This is a genomic window from Streptomyces sp. NPDC058274, assembly GCF_042881375.1.
Taxonomy (GTDB): Bacteria; Actinomycetota; Actinomycetes; order Streptomycetales; family Streptomycetaceae; genus Streptomyces.
On record NZ_JBHVXW010000034.1, the window covers coordinates 14,963 to 33,578 of the forward strand.

Below are 18,616 nucleotides of genomic sequence, written 5' to 3' on the forward strand. Positions count from 1 at the left end.
ATGCCGCTCCACCGAGAGCGGATAACGGCCCGCGGCGACGTCAAGCCCCGGACGACTCCATCCTGGCCCCTCTACACGCCCCGAGGCGGTCCCGCGCCCTCCTGTGGTAGCTACCTGCTCAGCCATCGGACCGGAAGGAGCCGACCGGGAACCGGTTGGTGACTCTTACTGGGCACGCGAGCCGACTTCCCGCCGGTGCGGGCGGCACCACCGTCGTCGTGCGCCATTCCTTCGCATCTGGCACACCCGTATCGCGCTTCTTCATGCCCTGCTGCCCATCCTCATTGCCGCCCCAGCAGGCGACTGATCAGTCAGTCTGACGCATCCTCAGCCGCCGTTGGGTGGGCTGGTGGACATCCGCTACGAATCAAGCAGCCGGGCTGACGCTCGATGCCGCAAGTGCCGCCGCCGCAGCGTGTGCGGCAGTACAGAGGGAGGGAAGGGAGGCTTCGTATGCACGGTCCCTCCGCTCAGCAGATACCGCCGTCCTCTCTATCCGGCATGCTTGTCTGCCGTGCTACCTGCCCTCTCTCATCCTTTCGATCTGCCTATTGAGGTTGCGGACCTGGGTCGACTCGGGACCGAAGGCATCAGCCAGGAGGGGGCGGATGGCCTCGAGTTCGGTCAATGCCTCGTCAGTACGAGCAGCGGTCGCCAGCATCTGGGCGATGACGAAGCGGGTTTCGAGGACTTCCTCTGGCTCTTTTTGTGGCACTGAGCTCAGGGCGTTCAGCACGTAGAACCGCAGCTGGGGAAGGGCTTTGTCGGGCTTGCCGATCTCAGCGTAGGCATGTCCTGCGTGGTAGGCGCAGTCGAGGACATATGCGTCATTTGGTGGCAGATGCCTGCGGTAATCGCGTCCAACGGTGTCGAATAGGGAGGCGGCCCGCGTGTATTCCCCAGCGTAGACAGCGCGGCAGCCAAGAAGTGACGCAGTTGCAGCGCCAGGAACTGATCGTGCCCGGCGCGTTCAAGGCCACCGTCTGCTCGACATCGCGATGCGCAGGAGCCTGAGCCGCCCGCAGTTCCGGTGCTTCCAGAAGGGCGAGGAGGTCCATCCGGCCATCTACTACACCGACAGCGTCAGCCCTCGGGGCCAGAGCATCCCCATGGCCAACATGCGCAGCCTGGGCAGCCTCCTGGGACAAGGCGCGACGGTGATCATGGACCAGGCCAACGTCTTCGATCCGACGATGGAGGTCGCCTGCCGGGCCCTGCAGTGGTGGTCCCACGAGCGAGTCCAGGTCAACGCGTACCTGACGACGAACGACGCCTCCGGCTTCCCCTTGCACTGGGACGACCACGATGTCGTCATCGTCCAACTCGCCGGCGAGAAGGAGTGGGAGGTCCGCGCGACCTCCCGCGCAGTCCCCATGTACCGGGACGCCGACCCCAACAACACCCCGAGCGACGAGATCATCTGGTCCGGCACCATGCGGACCGGTGACGTCATGCACATCCCTCGGGGCCACTGGCACCAGGCGACACGGTCCGGCAGCGGTTCTGGCAAGAGCCTGCACGTCACCTTCGGCATCACCAAGCGCACGGGAGCAAGCTGGCTCGCATGGCTGGCCGACTGGTGCCGCGAGCACGAGATCTTCCGCCACGACCTCGACCGCTGGCACGGAACCGGCGGCGAGGCCCTGAGCGCGGCTGCCGCCCAGCTCGTCGGTGAACGCTCCCCGGCCGACTTCCTCGCCGCGTACGAGGAAGAGACGACGCTGCCTCGGCACGTGCCCTTCCTCGACATATTCGGGCCGCTCGCCGCCGTGGTGTGCACCACCCACTTCCCGCCCCGCATCGAGGAAAGCGGGGAGACCGTCCACGTCGTGGCCTCCGGGAAGAAGCTCACCCTCACGGCCAAGGCTCTGCCCGCACTGCGTCTGCTGCTCAGCGGCCAGCCGGTCGCGCTGGAGCGAGCCGTGGCCGTCGTCGGAGCCGGAGTGACCGAGGTCGCCGAGATCCTGGTGGAGGAGGAGCTGTGCGCGGTGCTGACCCCCGAGTTGTCCTTGGGCTACACCGGTCTCGTCACGAACGCCGTCTCCTGACCGGGGCGCTGGACCTCGGTGTCACCGCACTCGACACCAGCAGCAACTATCTCGGCTTCCGTTCGCATGAGGTCCTGGCGCGGACAGCCGGTGACCTGCTGCCAAAGTTCACGGTCTCCACCAAGGTCGGCTATTTCCCGGGGCCGGACGGGGCGGAGCATTCTCTGGACTCCGTACGTCTGCACGCGGCCGTGGAACAGGCCGCCCAGGACCTCGGGCGGGAGCCGGACCTGGTGTTCCTGCACAACCCGGAACATTCGCTCCGTGAAGCCGCCCCTCACAACCACGAGGCGCTGGTACGGGCGTGCGCCACTCTCGACGCGGCCGTAGGGAAGGGACTCTGCGCCGCCTGGGGCGTCGCGTCCTGGGACCCGTTACCGCTGCTGAGCCTCATCGACATGACCGTACCGAAGCCGGCGGTCCTCATGGTCCGCGCCGGTTTGCTGGTCGGAGCCAGAACGCTGGATGCCGCGGATGCCATCACCAAGGCGTGGGGTCTGGCGGGCGCCAAGGTGTGGGGGATGAGCCCTTTCGGGGGCAGTACCAGCACTCCTGTGTGGGACAGGATCGATCCACGCGTCTTCCTCCGGGACGGCAGCCAACTCTCCTGCGTACAGGCGGCGTTCAGAGTCGCCTATCACCTCCCGCGGGTCGGCACCGTCGCCGTGGGCACCGATGAGCCCGCCCATCTCGGCGAACTCGTCGGAACCCTGGCGGGCGGGGTCGACGAGTGGACCGTCCAGGAATATCGGAGTCACCTCCGAAACCGCCCGCGCGCTCAGCCCGCTTGAAGCTGCTCGATGACCCGCTCAGCCATGCGCCGGGCGGGTTCCAGCCGAGGGTCCTCCGGGTGCGCGTACCGTCCGAGGATCTTCGAACAGGCGAACAACGTCATCAACTTGCCGTCCCGGCTCTCGAAGTCCGACCGGCGCTCACGCCTTACGCGATCGGCCAGAGCCGGGACCGCAAGCGAACTCGCCCACAGGGAGGACGAATCCAGCCCCAGCGGCGCGCTACCCCAGTCCTCCCAGTCGAAGAGGCTGAACGTCGGAGCCGTCATGTTCGCCCAGTTCAGGTCCGCGTGGGCCGGCACCCACCGCTCCACGGTCGTATCGAAGTCACCCGAGAAGACACCGCGGATGGACTCGGTGACGAGGGCCTGGGTGATGGTGACGGTGTCCGGTGTGGCGATCCGCCCGGTGTCCTGTGCCGCCAGAGCGTCCAACGAGGCGTTCAACGCCTCCCACCAGGCGTCCGTCATCTCCGGGGCCTCACTCAAGATGGCGCTTCCGACGGGAGCCCCCGGCAGGAGTCCGGTTTCGTCGGCCCGCCACATCACCGGCTCGGCTGTGTCCCGCCAGACCACACATCCGCGCCACTCAGGCTGGGCGATGCCCTCCAGACGCGCGGCACTTTCGGTGCCGTTCCATCCCTGATCGGGGATCTTTTCGAGCGAGCGCCGCTCGATCCGCACCCAGGTGTCGCGGACCGTCCTGGCTCCCACAGACCGGCGTTTGCGCACCACCGTGGCCGGGAGCAAGCGCACCTGCAGAGACCGCTCGACACGATCAAGAACCTCATCAACCTGCTGCACCCGTAGATCAACAGCCTGACCCATGGAGACGGAGAGCGCCATGGAGGCGACCGTAGCAGTGGTGCGGCGGGAGGTGCCCGTCGCCGGGGCACGGGCGGAAGCCGTCAGCCACAGCCAGATCCGACTGTATGGAGGGCGATGTGAGCCTGTGCACCGGAGCTGCCGCCTACTCCAGGCATCTCCAGCCCGGTCGCGGTCATGCTTGCTGATCGGCTCCGGTTGCCGAGCCTGCTCATGGCATTCTGCCCCCGCGCCTGTAGCCAACCCACAACCGGCCGCCGGCTTGCCCGAGTACCTCGTCCACCACACTGATGAGGGGCTCGACCTGGCCCTCCAGCACCTCACGGACCGCCTGGTGCAGGCGCGTGCTGAGCCCTGGTGCCGTGGTATCGAGACGGCGCGCCAGCCACTTCCCGCCTCCGTTCCAGGACCCGCCGATGGCCAGTGCCAACTCGCCCGTTCTCCGCGCCAGTTCAGTGGCGATGAACAGCCGCTCGCCCTGGTCGGTGCTTCCCGAAAGATCATCGAGGAGGTCGGTGATCGCGTAGCGACGGTCGTCGATTTCCTCGGCTGACACACTGGGTGGTCCCGCGGCGGTCAGCTTCCGGGCTTCGGCGGCGACACGCGCACCGACTCCATCGGTGTCGAAGAGCAGCAGCCCGTCGGCGCACATCCAGAGCAGCGGTGACCGGCGCTTGCGTACTTCCCGCTCGACATACGCGTGCCAGGTCGTCTCGGTGTGCACGAACAGCTCCACCGGCCAGTCGCCGTGCCGGATGCTCGCCCGGTACGGGGCTGGGGCTCCATTGAGCAGCACCACGATGTCGAGGTCCGACATCGCCGTGCGGCGGCCCGTCACGACGCTGCCTCCCAGGAACGCCGCCCGGGCGTCAGGGTGGTGTTCCTCGACAACGGCGCATGCGGAGTCAATCGCGTCCATGCCTCAACTATCGGCACCTTGTGCGCACCGCGCACGGGGTTTTGCGCCCGCGCCACCGATGGCGCCCCAGTGCTCTGCTCCTGTCGCCAGAGGGCCACCGCATCGGTTCGCCGACGGCAGACAGGAGACATCCCGCAATGACTGTCATTCCGCGCCACGGCATGTCAACGTACAACGCTCCGCTGGAAGATCTGCCCTGAGCCCTTGGACGCGCCCCTGCACCCGAACGGCCCCACCGACCCTTCCCTCCCCTCCCCGACGGACCCGGTGTACTGGGTCACCCCGCGCCACCTCGCCGGTGACGACGGCGCTCTCGCCGAGCGGATCGGCGACACCCTGGCCGGCCTCGGCTGGCGCATGTGGCCCACGGCCCGCCACACCCTGCTGTACGTGAGCCCGGACGGGTTGCGTGGCGCCGAGTGGATCCTCGCGCTACCCGTTCGAGCTGGGCGGACTGCCCGTTGCCTGGCAACTGAGTGTCCGCCCGCATGCCACGTCCGTGATGACGGAGTGGAACGCGTACTTCACCACCGGCGTCCCCTACGAGGTGCTCGCCGACCTCCTCCTGGCGATCGATGCTCGTGAGGCACCCGACGTCGGCTTGGACGGGCCGGAGAGGGTCGTCGACGCGCTCAGCGCCCAAGGCTGGGTGCGCGACGTGGACCGGCCTTGGACCACCGCCATGGATCCCGGGTTCTCCGCCAGCGTGTCCCTGGAGATGCTGCCGCCGCTCATCCAGGACGCAGATCCTCGCCCTGACCTGCTGGGCTGGCAGGCGTGGGCGGAACCCGTCCCTGGCGCCGCGTACCTGTGGTATGCCAGCTTCAGCGCCAGTTTTCCTCATGATCTGGTCGCGGCGTTCGCCACGTCGCTCGCCTCACCGGTTCCGGTATCCCGCCGCACTGTGCCCGAGAGCGCCGAGGGCCGGGTGACCGTCATCCGCCGTGGCTGACGACTTCTCCCGAGGAGCCTCTGTGGAGCGACTTGCCGCCGTTCTCCCCGAGCGGCAGCGGGCTGGACACTTGAAGGCGCGTTCCTCGCGCCCATCAATAGCGAGAGAGGAAGAAGGTCTTGTTCTTGTTCCGAGGTCTCGGCGAGGACCGCGCATTTCGTGAAGTCCAGTGTGCGGGCAACGAGTTGCTCCACAGCTGCGGGCCACGCAGCCGTGGCCAGATGCTCCCACGCCGACCACACCGGCTCCGCCGGTGCCGGATGGGGTAGCGCCCACCTTCCTGCCACCGGCGTTGCGGATGCCGTCGCGCCAGGCGGTGGGGTTCATGATGCGCTGGCAGCAGCCGCTCGTCGTCCACGGCGAAGTTCGTACGGTGTCCGGGCTGCGGTGAGTACCGGGACTGGATCGTCTTCTGCCTGCGCGACGACTCATTGTGGCTGCGCTGCCGGGGCGGCCACGAGACGAAGTAACCCGGCCTGGACGCCGCCTGATACAGCCGCAACTCCGGTCCGGTCGACCGGTTCCACTCCACCCGCGAAGAGAGCCTGCGTCACTTCGGCGCGAGCAGACAAGGCGCCGAGAGAGCTCGCGATGCTAACGAGATTTCGATGTGACGGCGGTCATACATCGAGTGATGGATGTCGCTGCCGCCGATAGCGTGGCTGGGACTCGTAGGGGTGTTGCAAGACATATGCGTGCCTGATCAGGGTCGATGCTGGCGTAGGTGGATGATGGGCCCGACCGTGAGAACCGGTCGGGCCCGTCGTACTACGCGCGGTCGCTGACATGAGCGGCGATGTCGCCTAAGGACCTTCGCCGGAATCAGCGGCGCGGCGCGCGTGGTGCCGAAGGCGTTGCGATGTGCGGAGTCACGGCCTGGCCGGGTGTGAGGCGGCTGGCCTGGGTGGGTTCCGGGGCCGTCGGCGCGTAGGCGGGAAGGTCGGCCATGTGACGCAGGCGCCAGACCAGGACGTCGCTGATGGAATCGGCGGTGCCCAGTTCCCGGCCGGTGGCGGCCTCGGTGAGCAGAGCGCGGGGGTTGTGGCCTGCCTGTGTGGCGTCGGTGAGGGTGGCGGCCAGGGCGTCCCAGCCGGGCTCGGCCAGGACGGTCTCGGCGAGGTCGGGCAGGGCGGCTCGCACGGTGGCGGTGTGGTGGCGGCGCAGGGACGGGGCGATACGGCGGCCACGTTCGCGCAGCACCGTGAGGGGTTCGGCGGCTGCCTGCTGGTAGGCGGCCCGCAGGTGCTCGGCGGCCCGGTGGGCGGCCTCGGCCTGTTGGGCGTGGTGACGCTGGGCGTGCCAGTGGGCGGCGATGGCGAGGAAGATCAGCGTGTCCAGGACCATCGCGGTGCCTGCCCCGTCCTCGCCCCTGCCGAACGCGGGCCCGCCGTACGCCAGGTCGCGGGCCGCGCGACGCAGGTCCTGCGCGTGGCGGAACTCTGCTCGGGTGTGGGAGCGGGAGGCCCGTTCGAACTCCCAGGCCGCTTGGCGCACTTCGTTGCGGGTGTGGAGGGCGGAGGTCTTGGCGAGGGCGTCGAGGACCTCGCCGGTGGCGGCGATCTGGGCGGCAGCCGCGCCGTCGTCGCCGCTGTGGTCGAGGACGAGTAGTGCTGCCCAGGCCGCGTGGGCGGTGGTGCGCCGAGCCGCGGCAGGTGCCGAGGGCGCGGTGGGGCGTTCCGGCCGCTCGCTGTCGGCGGCCTCCGCTGGGGCGGAGTCGGTGGTGAAGCGTTGCTGGATGCGGGGCAGGGACAGGTCGGGGGCGAGGGTGGATCCGGCGTAGTAGACCGGTTCCTTGTCCTCGTTGCGGTCGTCGGGCAAGGCGACCTTGTAGCCCTTCGCCTGCTGGCTGCCGGTTGCCAGAGGGCTCACCCCGCACGGCCTGCGCCATTCCCACCGCACGCACATGGAGGATCTCGGCACCGAGAAGGTGCTGATGGACGAGCGTATGGGCCACATCGACGGCTCGGTCTCGGCCCGCTACGCCCACGTGACCCCCGGCATGCGCGAGCGTCTCAAGGGCGGCTTGACCGATCAGTAGGAGGCAGCGCTCGATACCCGGCGGAGCCTGCACCTGCGCTCGCCGGTCGCCGTACTCGATCGGCTGCTGCGCGCTCGCGCCACGACGATGGCCTGATGGTCGGGAGACGGGCTCCGGTTACTTCGAATGGTGCGTGGTGGTGAGCCGCTCATCGAAGGAACCCGGATTCCCGCTGCAGAGGTAGCAGCCCTGGTCAGGGACGGTGTACCCCCGGACCGGGGCAGCGGCTTCTATCCAGGGGTTAGTGCAGCGCGTCGCAGGTTATCTGCTGGTCGGGATCGTGTGATTCAGGCACCTGGTGTAGTCGGCGAGGTGGATGAGGGCGACGGCGGCCAAGACGTGGAGGAGCCCCAATGGTTCGACCAGGCCGCATGCCCCTCACCCACCGTCACCGCCAGCTGGAAGGGACTTGCGGGGCGCTGTAGCGCCAGGTCTGCGCGTGGCAATGACTTCGGGACTCAGACGAGCGACTTGATGGTTTTGTCCGCGTACCGCAGCGTCTCGTCGATGGCCTTGTCCATCTCGGGCAAAGCGTCGGGCTCTGCCGTGAGGAGAGCGCTGACGTTGATGCTGCTCACGGCGAGGAGACATCCCGCCACGGTCAGGAACTCCTTGTACCGTTCCTGCCCCTCATGCCCGAGCGATTCCCAGTCCCGGGGCTCCGGCGGCAGATTTACCCTCCATTTCTCAAGGGCGTGGGTGCCGTGGACGCTGACGTACTCCATGATGGCCGGGGCACGATCCAGTACGTCGATCATCGCGTCGAAGCCTTGCTGTGACTGATCCAGAGCCGCCTCCGCAGCCTCGACCTCAGTTCGGAGACGCTCCTCCTCCTTCTTGTTCCGGCGCTGCCTCAAGACGTAGAAGCCGGCGGCCGCCAGGGCTGCCGCCGGGGCGGCGACCATGCCTGTGAGCAGGAGAGTTCCACCAGCCATGCCCGCACCGCCTGCAGCCAGCGTGCCGCCTCCCAGGAGTGCCAGAGTTGCGTTGGTCGCGGCAACCCCGGACAGCGTCGAAATAGCTGCTCCTGTGGAGGCGGTCCCGAACAACGCGGCGGCAGTGAACGCACCGTAGGCCGCGGCTCCGCCGGCTGCTACCCCGGCCGCACCTCCAGCGGCGGCACCGCGGATCGCGTTGGCGATCCCGACGGACATGGCTTCGATACGTATCGCGGTAGGGATCTCGCCCGTGCGCTCGATCTCCTCCTCACTCGGCCTCTCTGGCTCGGGCGCCCCACCGATGCTTTCGGCCAGCTCCACAAACCTGAGGAAAAACTCGTCACGGGCAACATCATGGACATGGTTGAAGGCTTTCCCGTGTTCTTGGGTGATCTTCGACCGTTGGGCCGCCTTCTCGTTGATCTCGGCGTGACGTCTTTTCGTCTCTGCGACTTGGTCGCGCAACTTCACCGGCCGCTGGCCCCGCTGCCGAGCGAGAGACCTGGTTCGGTCCTCCGCCTCCTGCTTGAGTTGCTCGGGTGTCAGTTGGAACGCGAGGGCGATGGCGGCCAGACGGTGCTCCCCGGGGCTTACGAGTCCACGCTCGATCCGGGAGATCGAGACCGCGCCGCCCTTCCCGTAATCGGCCTGCTCAGCCAACTCTTCCTGGGTCATAGAGGGACTCTGGGCCTGGCGGTGCTCGCGGATCACGAGACCCATCGCCTCTGCGCTGAAATCATTCATCAGTTCCGGTCCCTTTGGCCAGCGGGCTGTGGCGACGCCAGGAGGACTGAGCCTCACGTGCTAGCGCACCACCGGAGCGGAGAGCCTGGGCGCTGTCCTCCGCGAACCGCTTGGCCGCCTTGACAACGGCCGGGTCACGACGGACTTCGTCGGCGGTGTGGATCCGGGCGGCAGCGAGGGCCAGGTGATCGAGGTTGAGGCGAGACATGGCAGTGGACCTTTCGTCGCTGATGGTGCTTGCGCGTGTGCAACATAGCGTCACTTAGTGTGTGGTGTCCGCACTATGACGACATTGACGGCAACGGCGACACGCTCAGCTTCTGGGACCGCCGGAGCCGCAGGGGCTGGCGCAGCGCGTCGCAGGCTCTTTGCCGGTTGCCTGTGACGGTGGGTGAGAGTCATACGGCTCGGTCGAAGGCGTCGGGGCGGCACGGGTGTTGAGTGTGGCGTTCGAGGTAGCGGGCGTGTTCGGCGTCGGCGCCATAGCGCCACCTGTAGGCGAGGACCGTTCGTTTGTAGCGGACGGTGTAAGCGGTGATCTGTGTTTTCGAACGTCGCGGGAGGCGAAGTCGGAGTATGGCCTGTACGTCGGCTTCGTTGCCGACATAAGCCGGGCCGACTGCCTGCCTCAATGCGGAGTACTCGTGATTGAGCGAATTCCTCCCCGTCGTGCGGCATATCCCTGCCAGGATCAGACCGTGACATACGTAGTGACTGTGGACGCCCACATCCCGGAGGGCACTCCGGAGATGGATCCACTTCAGCGCACTGGCGCCGTGGCGCTCATCGAGGATGGATTCGACTCGGTCGGGGCTATCGAGGGACCCGACGGCATGGAGGTCGATCTCCTCGACAGCATCGTGGCCGTCTACCCGGGCGGAGCGCTTCTGAAAGTTTTCGTGGATGCTCCGGCTCTGGAGTTCGCCGAGGAGGCCGTGCGCTCGGTCGTGAGTGAACTGCTGGAACGGTCCGAGCTGTTGGCTGACTGGCAGATCGAGCGATGTGAGATCGAACTGCACCCGGAGCTCGCCCAGGAGAGTCTCGCCGCCGCCGACGGTCCCGATGCCCCGCCCGATGATGTGGCAGACCGCAAGGCTCGGCATACCGAGCGCCCCACGGCCGAGGACGACAGCGAGGGCTACGACGCCGAGGCGAAAGCTGAGGCGGTACGCGGTCAGATGCTGGCACTGGCAGATGAACTACGTTCCTTCTCGCCCGTGATGTTCGGCGTCCTGGACGACGAAGACGACGAGGAGGAAGACGGCGACACCGAGTTCGCTGTCTCGCCGGAGGACGCCAAACTCGCTGCCGGTGCCTTGGTGTACGCGACGGACATCCTGGTGGACGAGCTGTTCCAAGACGTGCAGACTCTGACGGAGGAGGACACCACCGCTGCGGAATGCGACGGTCCCCTGTGGCACTTCGAGGACCTCCCCGAGCGGTACGCCCTCCAGTACGACGCCCGTTTCGCCCGCCGCTTCCTTGTGACGGTGATCGCCATGACCACCCGCTTCACGGATGGCAGCTTCCAGCAGCTGAGCTGCGTCGCCGAGGAGCTCGCGCTGAAGCTGTTGTTGAACGAGACGAACGTGAGCCTGGAGACTTTCGGGCTGCTCGACGACGGTGTCTCGGCCGCACTCGACTCGTTCGCCGACAACGTCTACGAGGACATGGACCACGAGTGGCTCTATGACGACTCCATGGACGGCGTCGACGAGAGCGCCGTCGGAGCGGCTCTTGGTGTCGCGCCGATGGCGTTCAAGGCGTGGTTCACTCCGTTCAACGAGGGAAGGTACGTCCACCCGTCCGCGGCTGATGAGCCAGAGAGGGCGGCGCAGTGAGTCGTCCCGCTTCTTGAGGCTCCTTACGCGGGCTGGTTCTGCCAGAGCGACGGGCCCGACAGTAGAAACGAGCTGCTGTTTCGCTCACAGGTCGAAGAGTGCGTCGCCCGCGTCCGATGTCGCCTTCAGTGCTTTGGTCGCCTCTGTGGGTACGGGAAGGACGCCCGCCGTGGTCAGATCTGCCACCGTGATCAGTTGGCCCGCGCACACCTCATTGAAGAGGTCGGCCTGTGCCGGCTCCCCTTGCACGAGCAGGCCGAGGACGTTCAGCAGCTCCAGCAGTTCCGTGGTCCATGAGGGAAGCCAGCGCCGAGCGAACGCATGGTCCAGTTCGAGTCGTCGCTTGCCGGCGGGGTTCCTTCGGCGGTAGCCAAACCATTTGTCGAGAACGTTCATCCCGGACACTTCGTACTCCCGGACCGCGATAGGCACCGGACTGATCCGTCCACTGCCGACCCACAGGTCCTGTGTCACGGGGTCGTACGCTAACTTTTCCGGCATGGCTTCCGTATCGTCCGGAATCTCCGCGACGCATCGGGGGCGGTCGCGTGGCAGCAATACCCTGCCGTACGGCCTCCCGGCTGCCTCGTCGGCATACCGTTCGCCGTAGGTGTGCAGCCACAGGACCCGCTGGCCGACGGCAACAGCCTGTTCCCACAGACAGAGGTCAGCGGTGAGGGGTATGCGCGGGCCAGGGACTTCGAGGTCTTCCTGGAATCGGGCCGTGTACTCCGGATGGGACGCGAGTGCGGCAATGTAGGCCAGGAGGTCTTCAGCGACGACCGGTACTCCGAACCGCCTGGCGAGCAGGGGGAGTAGACCGGGCGTGACGTTGGGCAGCGTGCCAGCGGCGTTGCGGTAGAGAGGACGGGTGCAACCGCTGCGGTTGTTGAAGTAGTGCATGTCGGGAATGAGGGCACTGAAGACCAGCGCCGGCCCGTTGACCAGCGGGTGGGCATTCTGCTCGATGGTGTAGACCTGTCGGTCGCTCCGGACTCGCCAGAGGTCTGCTCTGCCGCGTTCCATCAATCGGCTGTCCGGCAGGACATACTGCCGGTCGAACGACCGGAATCCTATGCGCACCGTTTGGGTGTTTGTCCTGTGCTCGGTGGCGAGTGTTGTCCGTCCATGCGATTCGACCCCTGGCAGGGGCGGGACACTGTCATCGGGCGTTCGCTCTCCCGAGTCTCCGAGCATCTTGGCGCGCCGCTCGGTGTCCGCAGCGACAAAGCGCCGCCACCGTTCATGGAGCGTGTCCTCGTCCGGTGCATAGACCCACATGCGCCCCGGAGTAACGCCACGCGACGACCACGGCATCAGATCTCTTAGCTGCGGGCAGGACTCCCACAGGTCGCTGCCGGGCGGCAGGAAAGCATCCGTCTTGCCCGTGGCGCACTCGCGCCATTCGGAGTCGTCGAGCCTGAGGGCCGTCAGACGTTCGATCTTCTCGTCGCGGCGCCCGGCGACCTTGAGATGCCTTACCTTTGCGATCTGCTGCTCTGTCCGCGGCCTGGGGCTGTTCCGCCATCGTACGAAGATCGCGATGCACAACTCCTGCGCGACCTCGGGGAAGATGCGAGTCGCGACATCAGCTCGGTGGCCCTCCGGCGACAGGTCGATGATCCAGCCCTCGTCGGCGGTTTCACGCAGATAGCGCCGCATTCCGGCGAACGCCCGCCCTTTGAGCCATGCCTTCGGCGTGATCAGCGCGACCACGCCGAAAGGTACGTCGTCGTGTGCGTCGAAGACCTTCCAGGTGGCCCAGCGCCAGAAGTAGACGTAGAGGTTGGCGATCTTCGACTCGTACCTGCCGTTACCGGGTTGCCGGAAGGCCCCCAGCGGGGCAGGGATGTCCGCCTCGGGTTCCCCTCGCTCCACCCACTTGCCCGCACCCCGTTTCACGGCGTCGTGGGGCGGGTTGCCCATGACGACCATGACACGCTCGTCTCTCTTTACCTGGTTGGCCTGGCGGCGGGATTCTGCGAGTGCTCGGTAGGTGTGGGGGATCCAGTTGAACTCAGCTGTCGGGCTGTCCAGGGCATCGGCCACCAACAGCCTGAGTCCCTGTGCGGGGGCCGCGGACCCGTACTTCTTGAGCATGGCGTGCATGCGCAGTTCTGCGACGGCGAACGGGCCGACCTGCATCTCGAAACCGACCAGTCGACGCCCCACCATCTCTCGCAGGCGGGGGCCCACCGCGCCTGGTCCCTCTTCTTCAGCGATGGTCTCGGCAGCGAGCTCCAGTGCCGACAGCAGGAAGGTGCCGGTGCCCATGGCCGGATCGACAAGGACCACATCAGGGGAGGCGAAGCCGGAAGGAATATGGAAGCCCTCCCGCCTCAGGACGTCCTCGACCAGCCGGGCCATGGCCGAGACGACGCCATGTGGTGTGTAGTACGAGCCTGTACGTATCCGCAGCTCAGGGTCATAAATCTGAAGGAAGTGTTCGTAGAGCAGGAAGTAGGCATCGCCTGTTCCGTCGTCCAGCACGTCCCATCTGACCGCCCCGATGACACGGAGCAGTGTGTTGAGCGTGGTGGAGAGTCCCGCGACCGAGTCTCCGGCGAGGACATCCAGCGCCTGGCCCATAAGTGAGTGCTTCTTGCCCAGCTTCGCGGCGATACTGTGCATGGTCTCGCCCTCGAAGGTGATCTCCTCCACCCGAGCGAGCAGAAGCGCGAACACGACGGCTTGACCGTACTGTTCGATGAATTCGGCGTCGGTCGCCTCCGGGAACAGCAAGTGGCGCCAGTCCTTGGCCAGCTTTGTAAAGGCTGGCAGACGGCGTCGGCTCTTTTCCTGCGCGATCGCCTCACCGACCTCTTCCGACAGCAGTTGGCACAGTCCTGCGACTGCTCGGATGAGCTGGCTCGTGGTGCGGGGCGTCTGCGGCTTCCAGGTCAGGAAGTCGTACAACACCCGCGCAAGCGCCCCGTCAGCGGGAGCAAGCCGGGCGCCGGAGGTGAGGACCGAGCCGCGCAGGTAGGCCACTTCTCCAACCTGTTGGCCCTGCTGGTGGACAGAAAACTCGTTGCCGTCACAGAGCAGTACGTTGTTGAGCAGCCGTAGTTTCGCCCACTGCCCGGCGTTGCGGCCTGTGTAGACGGACGGGTCGGCCTGGGTGCCCGGCTTCTTGAGCTCGATGTAACCGACGAGAGCGCCGCCGACCTCAACCGCATAGTCAGGGCGGGCTCCCATGTCGACGAGCGGTACTTCGCCGATGAGTGTGACCTCCAGACCGAGGCCACGGCATACAGACCGGATCATGTTCTCCAGCGGTCCCCGGAGCTGGTCCTCCTGCCACCCGCTGCCTCTCAGCTTCGGCGTGACCTCCGCTCCAAACACGGACACAGCGGCCTGGACTGCCTGTTCGAAGCTGTCATGGATCCTGCGTCGGGCACTCATACCGCCCCATCCCCCAAGGCGGGCAGATCCGGCCGACGTCAGGTCGGTGCGGCTATCTGCCGCACCTTGCTCCCGTCGGGGTCGGACTTCATTCCGGCCCTCGCTGTTCCATGACCGTAGGAGGGGAGCGCGGGGCGCAAGGAGGGTGCATGCGAGGGCGCATGGAGGCGCGTATCCGCGCAATGTGCGCCGATGCCGGACTGGAGCCGAGGCGTTGGATGCGCCCGGTCAAGACCGTCGCGAGGCGGCGGGCGGTTGTCCAGGGAGGCCGTCTGGTGTTCAGCCGGATTGTCGAGACGAATCAGAAGCACGACTCCTGAGCGCATGGCGCCCAGTTCACGAACGCGCACATGAGAGTGGTGTGGGGATGTGGTGGTCAGGTGGGTGCGGCTGCTGCTCGCTGGGAGACCCGGACCAAGATCTTCTCCCAGATTCTCCCAAGCCATCTCCAGGAACCACTCAGGGGCCCGACCCGCTAAGCGGATCAGGCCCCTGACCTGCTGTTTTCACTGTCGGGGTGGCGGGATTTGAACCCACGACCTCTTCGTCCCGAACGAAGCGCGCTGCCAAGCTGCGCTACACCCCGATTGTCGCTGCTTGCCGCGGCGACGTCGTTTACTTTAGCCCACCGGTGGCTGGAGACGAAATCCGGTTTTCGCGCGGCGGCGGACGGGGTCGGGGCGGAGATGATCGAGGGTGACGAGGAGGAGGGCGAGGGCGTAGAAGGCGAGACCGAGGAGCACCGCGTTGCTGAGAACGCCGATGTGGCCGTGCCGGTCGACGTCCAGGAACGGGTAGAGGTAGCGCCCGGGCGACCCGGCAGGGATCAGCGCGCTGCGGCCCACCAAGAAGATCAGGTAGGCGATGGGATAGAGGAGCCACGTGGCCGCCTGGCTCACGGGACGGGCGACCGGGCTCGTCAGAAGCAGCCAGTCCACCACCGCGGCGATCGGGGTCACGGTGTGCAGCAGCTGGTTCGCGACCGCCTGCCATCCGGTCGGCGCGTCCGTGCCGCCGGTCATCGAGAACGGACTCGACGCGTTGGCCAGGAGCAGGTGGTAGATCAGGCCCGTGATCACGATGTAGAGCAGGGTGCCGCCGGTCAGCAGTGGAGGCAGCGGGCGGCGGGCGGTCCATGCGCGCCACGCCGACCAGGCGAAGACCACCGCGACCAGCACGTTGGCCTGGATCGTGAAGTAGCTCAGGACCCGGATCGGGTGGCCCAGGACCAGGTCGATGGCTACGCCGGCCGTGGCCGCCAGGGCCACCAGGACGCGGAAGAGGGTCGCCGTCGAGCGGCGTGCGCGTGCCACGACGGCCGTCGCGGGGACGATGAAGGGGGCCGGTGCGGGGATACCGGGAATCGCGGGCAGATCCGGTATGTCCTTGGGTATCGGGGCGGTCATGGCCTCACGCTAAGCGGGGGTGACGAATCGGGCTATACGGGACAAGCTGTGCGGGTTACGGAGGCCCGGCACCGCGCTGCTCGCCTCTCGTACGTCACCGACTCGCGAATCCGCCGGGCCCCGCGGCCCCGCATGCGCCATCGCTCCGTAAGCCGCCGAGCCGGGCAAGCGCCCCAGGCTTTCGTCGGCTCCCGAGCTCCGTTGAGCCACGCGGGTAACGAAGCCCCCGGGCCCGGCAGCATCCGGCAACGCGAAAGGGGCTCCACACCCCCATCCCCAGCCCAGCCGCATCCCCGTTCACATCCGGTCCACCCCGAGCCCTCGACCATCAGGGCCAGGACGCCGCCCCTGTCAGCCGGCCCCCGCCGCCACCTCAGGACCGCCGGCTCCAGGCGCCGCCCCTGTCAGCCGGTCCCCGCCGCACTTCAGGACCGCCGGCTCCAGGCGCCGCCCCCGTCAGCCGGTCCCCGCCGCCACCTCCGTACAAGCCTCGTCCGCGCCGTGCGCGACGATCCGGACGCTTTCCCTGGTGGGCGCCGATGTGGGCAGGTCGATGGTGAAGCAGCGGTCGGTCATGGTCTCGGCCGGGCCGAAGAGGGGCGCCGAGCGCTGGTAGAGGCGTGAGAACGCCACGATGGCCTGTGTGCGTCCGCCCTCGGAACTCACCTTGTACAGCAGCCCGTTGCCCGTGACCGTCTCCAGGGCGTCCTCGATGTCCTGACGGGAAAGCGGGCCGCCCTTGGCGACGAGGGCGTCGGCGAACCGGCGGGCGTCGTCGCGCGTGTTCTCGAAGGCGGTGTGCTCCCGGGCGGACTCTCGGGAGTCGGCGACCACCCAGGAGACTACGAGCGTCACCACCAAGGTGAGCAGGACCGCAGCGAGGGCCTTCGCCCACGGCGCGGTCCTGCCTCGTTGCTCAGGTGTCATGTCGGCCCCAGCTCTCGTCCGGGACTTCTCGAGCTTGCCGAGGCACACGGCGGAAACCCGCGGAGTACGCGGAGTACGCGGAGTACGCGGATACGTGGACTACGCGGAATACCTGGCGTCCCTGGCGCCCCTGAAGGACGTCGTGGAACCGACCCCGCACCCCGCACCCCCACCCGCGCCCTACTTCCCCGCGCTACTTCCGCGCCACCAACGTCAGCAATGACGCCTCCGGTGGGCACGCGAAGCGGACCGGCGTATAGCGGTTCGTGCCGCAGCCCGCGGAGACGTGCAGGTAGGACGTCCGTCCGTCGGCCGTGTGCCGGGACAGGCCCTTCACGCGGTCCGTGTCCAGGTCGCAGTTGGTGACGAAGGCGCCGTAGAAGGGGAGGCAGAGCTGGCCGCCGTGAGTGTGGCCGGCCAGGACCAGCGGGTAGCCGTCCGCAGTGAAGGCGTCCAGGGTGCGCAGATACGGAGCGTGCACCACGCCCATTGAGAAGTCGGTCGACTCCGACGGGCCGCCGGCCACGCGCGCGTAGCGGTCGCGCTTGATGTGGGGGTCGTCGAGACCGGTCAGTTCGACCGACGCGCCCTCGATCTTCAGCGTCCCCCGCGTGTTCGTCAGGTTCAGCCAGCCCGCCGAGTCGAACCCGTCGCGCAGGTCCTCCCAGGGGTTGTGGATCGCGCCGGTGACCGGTGCGTTGCCGTTCAGACCGTGCCGGCCCTGCGTCTTCTCGAACAAGTACCGGGCGGGGTTGCGGAGTTTGGGGCCGTAGTAGTCGTTCGACCCGAAGACGTACGCCCCGGGGAACTCCATCAGGGGGCCGAGCGCGTCCAGCACCTCCGGCACGCCCTCGGGGTCGGAGAGGTTGTCCCCGGTGTTGATGACGAAGTCGGGGCGCAGCCCGGCCAGGGAGCGCAGCCAGCGCTGCTTCTTGCGCTGGCCGCCGACCATGTGGATGTCGGAGACCTGAAGCACGCGCAGGGGCCGCATACCCGGTGGCAGGACCGGGATCGTCACCCGCCGGAGCCGGAACGAACGGGCCTCGAAACCCGCCGCATACAACAGACCGGCGGCGCCCACCGCCGTGATTCCCAGGGGTACTCCGTATCGCGCACGCATACGTCCATCGTGTCAGACCCCGGCGAGACCGACGCCTCCCTGTGGACAACCGCGAAGGCCGCGGGGAGTGCAGGGGAGCACACCCGGGAAATCAGCAGGCAACCGGCTCACCGCACCTGCGACAATCGACGGCATGACCACGCTCAAGTCGAAGCTGCAGGAAGACCTCAACACCGCAATCAAGGAGCGCGACGAGCTCCGCTCCTCGACGCTCCGGCTGACCCTCGCCGCGATCACCAAGGAGGAGGTCGCGGGCAAGACGAAGCGCGAGCTCTCCGACGACGAAGTACAGAAGGTGATCACCCGCGAGGCGAAGAAGCGCCGGGAGGCCGCCGATGCCTTCGCGCAGGGCGGGCGCCCCGAGTCGGCCGAGCGCGAGAAGGCGGAGGGTGAGGTCCTCGCCACGTATCTGCCCAAGCAGCTCTCCGACGAGGAGCTCCAGCAGATCGTCGCCCAAGCGGTCGAGGAGGCCAAGGCGGCCGGCGCCGAGGGCCCGCGCGCCATGGGCCAGGTCATGAAGATCGTGAACCCGAAGGTCGCGGGCCTGGCCGAGGGTGGCCGCGTCGCCGCGCTGGTCAAGCAGCTCCTCGCGAGCGGCTGACAGTCTCGGTCGCGCGACGACGGAGAGCATGCGATACGGCGGTGGGGGCGCCCCTGGTGACC

General features: G+C 67.4%; 11 protein-coding genes, 1 tRNA gene and 5 pseudogenes. 7 read left to right on the top strand and 10 right to left on the bottom strand.

The genetic code is table 11. The annotated features are described in order from the left end of the window. Positions 1 to 517: 517 nt before the first annotated feature. Positions 518 to 736 (bottom strand): hypothetical protein, encoded by a 219-nt coding sequence (locus tag ACFVYF_RS37245; RefSeq protein WP_389462488.1) that lies wholly within the window; start codon positions 734 to 736, stop codon positions 518 to 520. Positions 737 to 977: 241 nt separating this feature from the next. On the opposite strand from ACFVYF_RS37245, the pseudogene ACFVYF_RS37250 reads away from it, so the two are divergent. Together ACFVYF_RS37250 and ACFVYF_RS37255 are read left to right on the top strand one after the other, a co-directional pair. Continuing rightward, a pseudogene (locus ACFVYF_RS37250) lies at positions 978 to 2,048 on the top strand (JmjC domain-containing protein); the annotation flags it as partial. Continuing rightward, entirely contained in the window at positions 1,982 to 2,839 is an 858-nt protein-coding gene (locus ACFVYF_RS37255) for an aldo/keto reductase (RefSeq protein ID WP_389462489.1), read from the top strand. The pseudogene ACFVYF_RS37250 and the gene ACFVYF_RS37255, both read left to right, overlap by 67 nt. Here the strand turns inward: ACFVYF_RS37255 and ACFVYF_RS37260 are convergent. Beyond that, a complete protein-coding gene (locus ACFVYF_RS37260; protein ID WP_389462490.1) occupies positions 2,827 to 3,684 on the bottom strand; it encodes a hypothetical protein in 858 nt (285 codons plus the stop codon). The two genes, ACFVYF_RS37255 and ACFVYF_RS37260, sit on opposite strands and share 13 nt — an antisense overlap. A 190-nt stretch (positions 3,685 to 3,874) precedes the next feature. Next, positions 3,875 to 4,582: a nucleotidyltransferase domain-containing protein gene (locus ACFVYF_RS37265; RefSeq protein ID WP_389462491.1), complete on the bottom strand. Its 708-nt coding sequence runs from the start codon at positions 4,580 to 4,582 to the stop codon at positions 3,875 to 3,877. Between the two features lie 267 nt (positions 4,583 to 4,849). On the opposite strand from ACFVYF_RS37265, the pseudogene ACFVYF_RS37270 reads away from it, so the two are divergent. Next, positions 4,850 to 5,534 (top strand): annotated as a pseudogene (locus tag ACFVYF_RS37270) (DUF317 domain-containing protein). Between the two features lie 822 nt (positions 5,535 to 6,356). Here ACFVYF_RS37270 and ACFVYF_RS37275 read toward each other — a convergent pair. Beyond that, positions 6,357 to 7,367: pseudogene (locus tag ACFVYF_RS37275) on the bottom strand (mobilization protein); the annotation flags it as partial. A 4-nt stretch (positions 7,368 to 7,371) separates the two neighbouring features. Between ACFVYF_RS37275 and ACFVYF_RS37280 the strand changes: the two are divergent. Beyond that, a pseudogene (locus tag ACFVYF_RS37280) lies at positions 7,372 to 7,668 on the top strand (LacI family transcriptional regulator); the annotation flags it as partial. 30 nt (positions 7,669 to 7,698) lie between these two features. Beyond that, positions 7,699 to 7,812 (top strand): annotated as a pseudogene (locus ACFVYF_RS37285) (DUF433 domain-containing protein); the annotation flags it as partial. Between the two features lie 218 nt (positions 7,813 to 8,030). Here the strand turns inward: ACFVYF_RS37285 and ACFVYF_RS37290 are convergent. Continuing rightward, on the bottom strand, positions 8,031 to 9,254 hold the full coding sequence (locus ACFVYF_RS37290) for a helix-turn-helix domain-containing protein (RefSeq protein ID WP_389462492.1): 1,224 nt from the start codon (positions 9,252 to 9,254) through the stop codon (positions 8,031 to 8,033). A 443-nt stretch (positions 9,255 to 9,697) separates the two neighbouring features. Here ACFVYF_RS37290 and ACFVYF_RS37295 point away from each other — a divergent pair, with 443 nt between their 5' ends. Further along, a complete protein-coding gene (locus ACFVYF_RS37295; RefSeq protein ID WP_389462493.1) occupies positions 9,698 to 11,095 on the top strand; it encodes a hypothetical protein in 1,398 nt (465 codons plus the stop codon). 84 nt (positions 11,096 to 11,179) lie between these two features. Here ACFVYF_RS37295 and ACFVYF_RS37300 read toward each other — a convergent pair whose 3' ends face one another. The 5 genes from ACFVYF_RS37300 to ACFVYF_RS37320 form a co-directional block, all read right to left on the bottom strand. Then, positions 11,180 to 14,500, bottom strand: a complete 3,321-nt coding sequence (locus ACFVYF_RS37300; protein ID WP_389462494.1) for a type ISP restriction/modification enzyme — start codon at positions 14,498 to 14,500, stop codon at positions 11,180 to 11,182. Between the two features lie 512 nt (positions 14,501 to 15,012). Beyond that, positions 15,013 to 15,086, bottom strand: a tRNA-Pro gene (locus tag ACFVYF_RS37305). Positions 15,087 to 15,120: 34 nt separating this feature from the next. Beyond that, positions 15,121 to 15,906, bottom strand: a complete 786-nt coding sequence (locus ACFVYF_RS37310; RefSeq protein ID WP_389462495.1) for a Pr6Pr family membrane protein — start codon at positions 15,904 to 15,906, stop codon at positions 15,121 to 15,123. 456 nt (positions 15,907 to 16,362) lie between these two features. Continuing rightward, positions 16,363 to 16,833, bottom strand: a complete 471-nt coding sequence (locus ACFVYF_RS37315) for a hypothetical protein (protein ID WP_389462496.1) — start codon at positions 16,831 to 16,833, stop codon at positions 16,363 to 16,365. A gap of 193 nt (positions 16,834 to 17,026) precedes the next feature. Next, the gene (locus ACFVYF_RS37320; RefSeq protein WP_389462497.1) at positions 17,027 to 17,953 is read right to left on the bottom strand and encodes a metallophosphoesterase; all 927 of its coding nucleotides are present in this window, start codon (positions 17,951 to 17,953) and stop codon (positions 17,027 to 17,029) included. 133 nt (positions 17,954 to 18,086) lie between these two features. Between ACFVYF_RS37320 and ACFVYF_RS37325 the strand changes: the two genes are divergently transcribed. After that, positions 18,087 to 18,554, top strand: a complete 468-nt coding sequence (locus tag ACFVYF_RS37325) for a GatB/YqeY domain-containing protein (RefSeq protein ID WP_389462498.1) — start codon at positions 18,087 to 18,089, stop codon at positions 18,552 to 18,554. Positions 18,555 to 18,616: the final 62 nt, after the last annotated feature.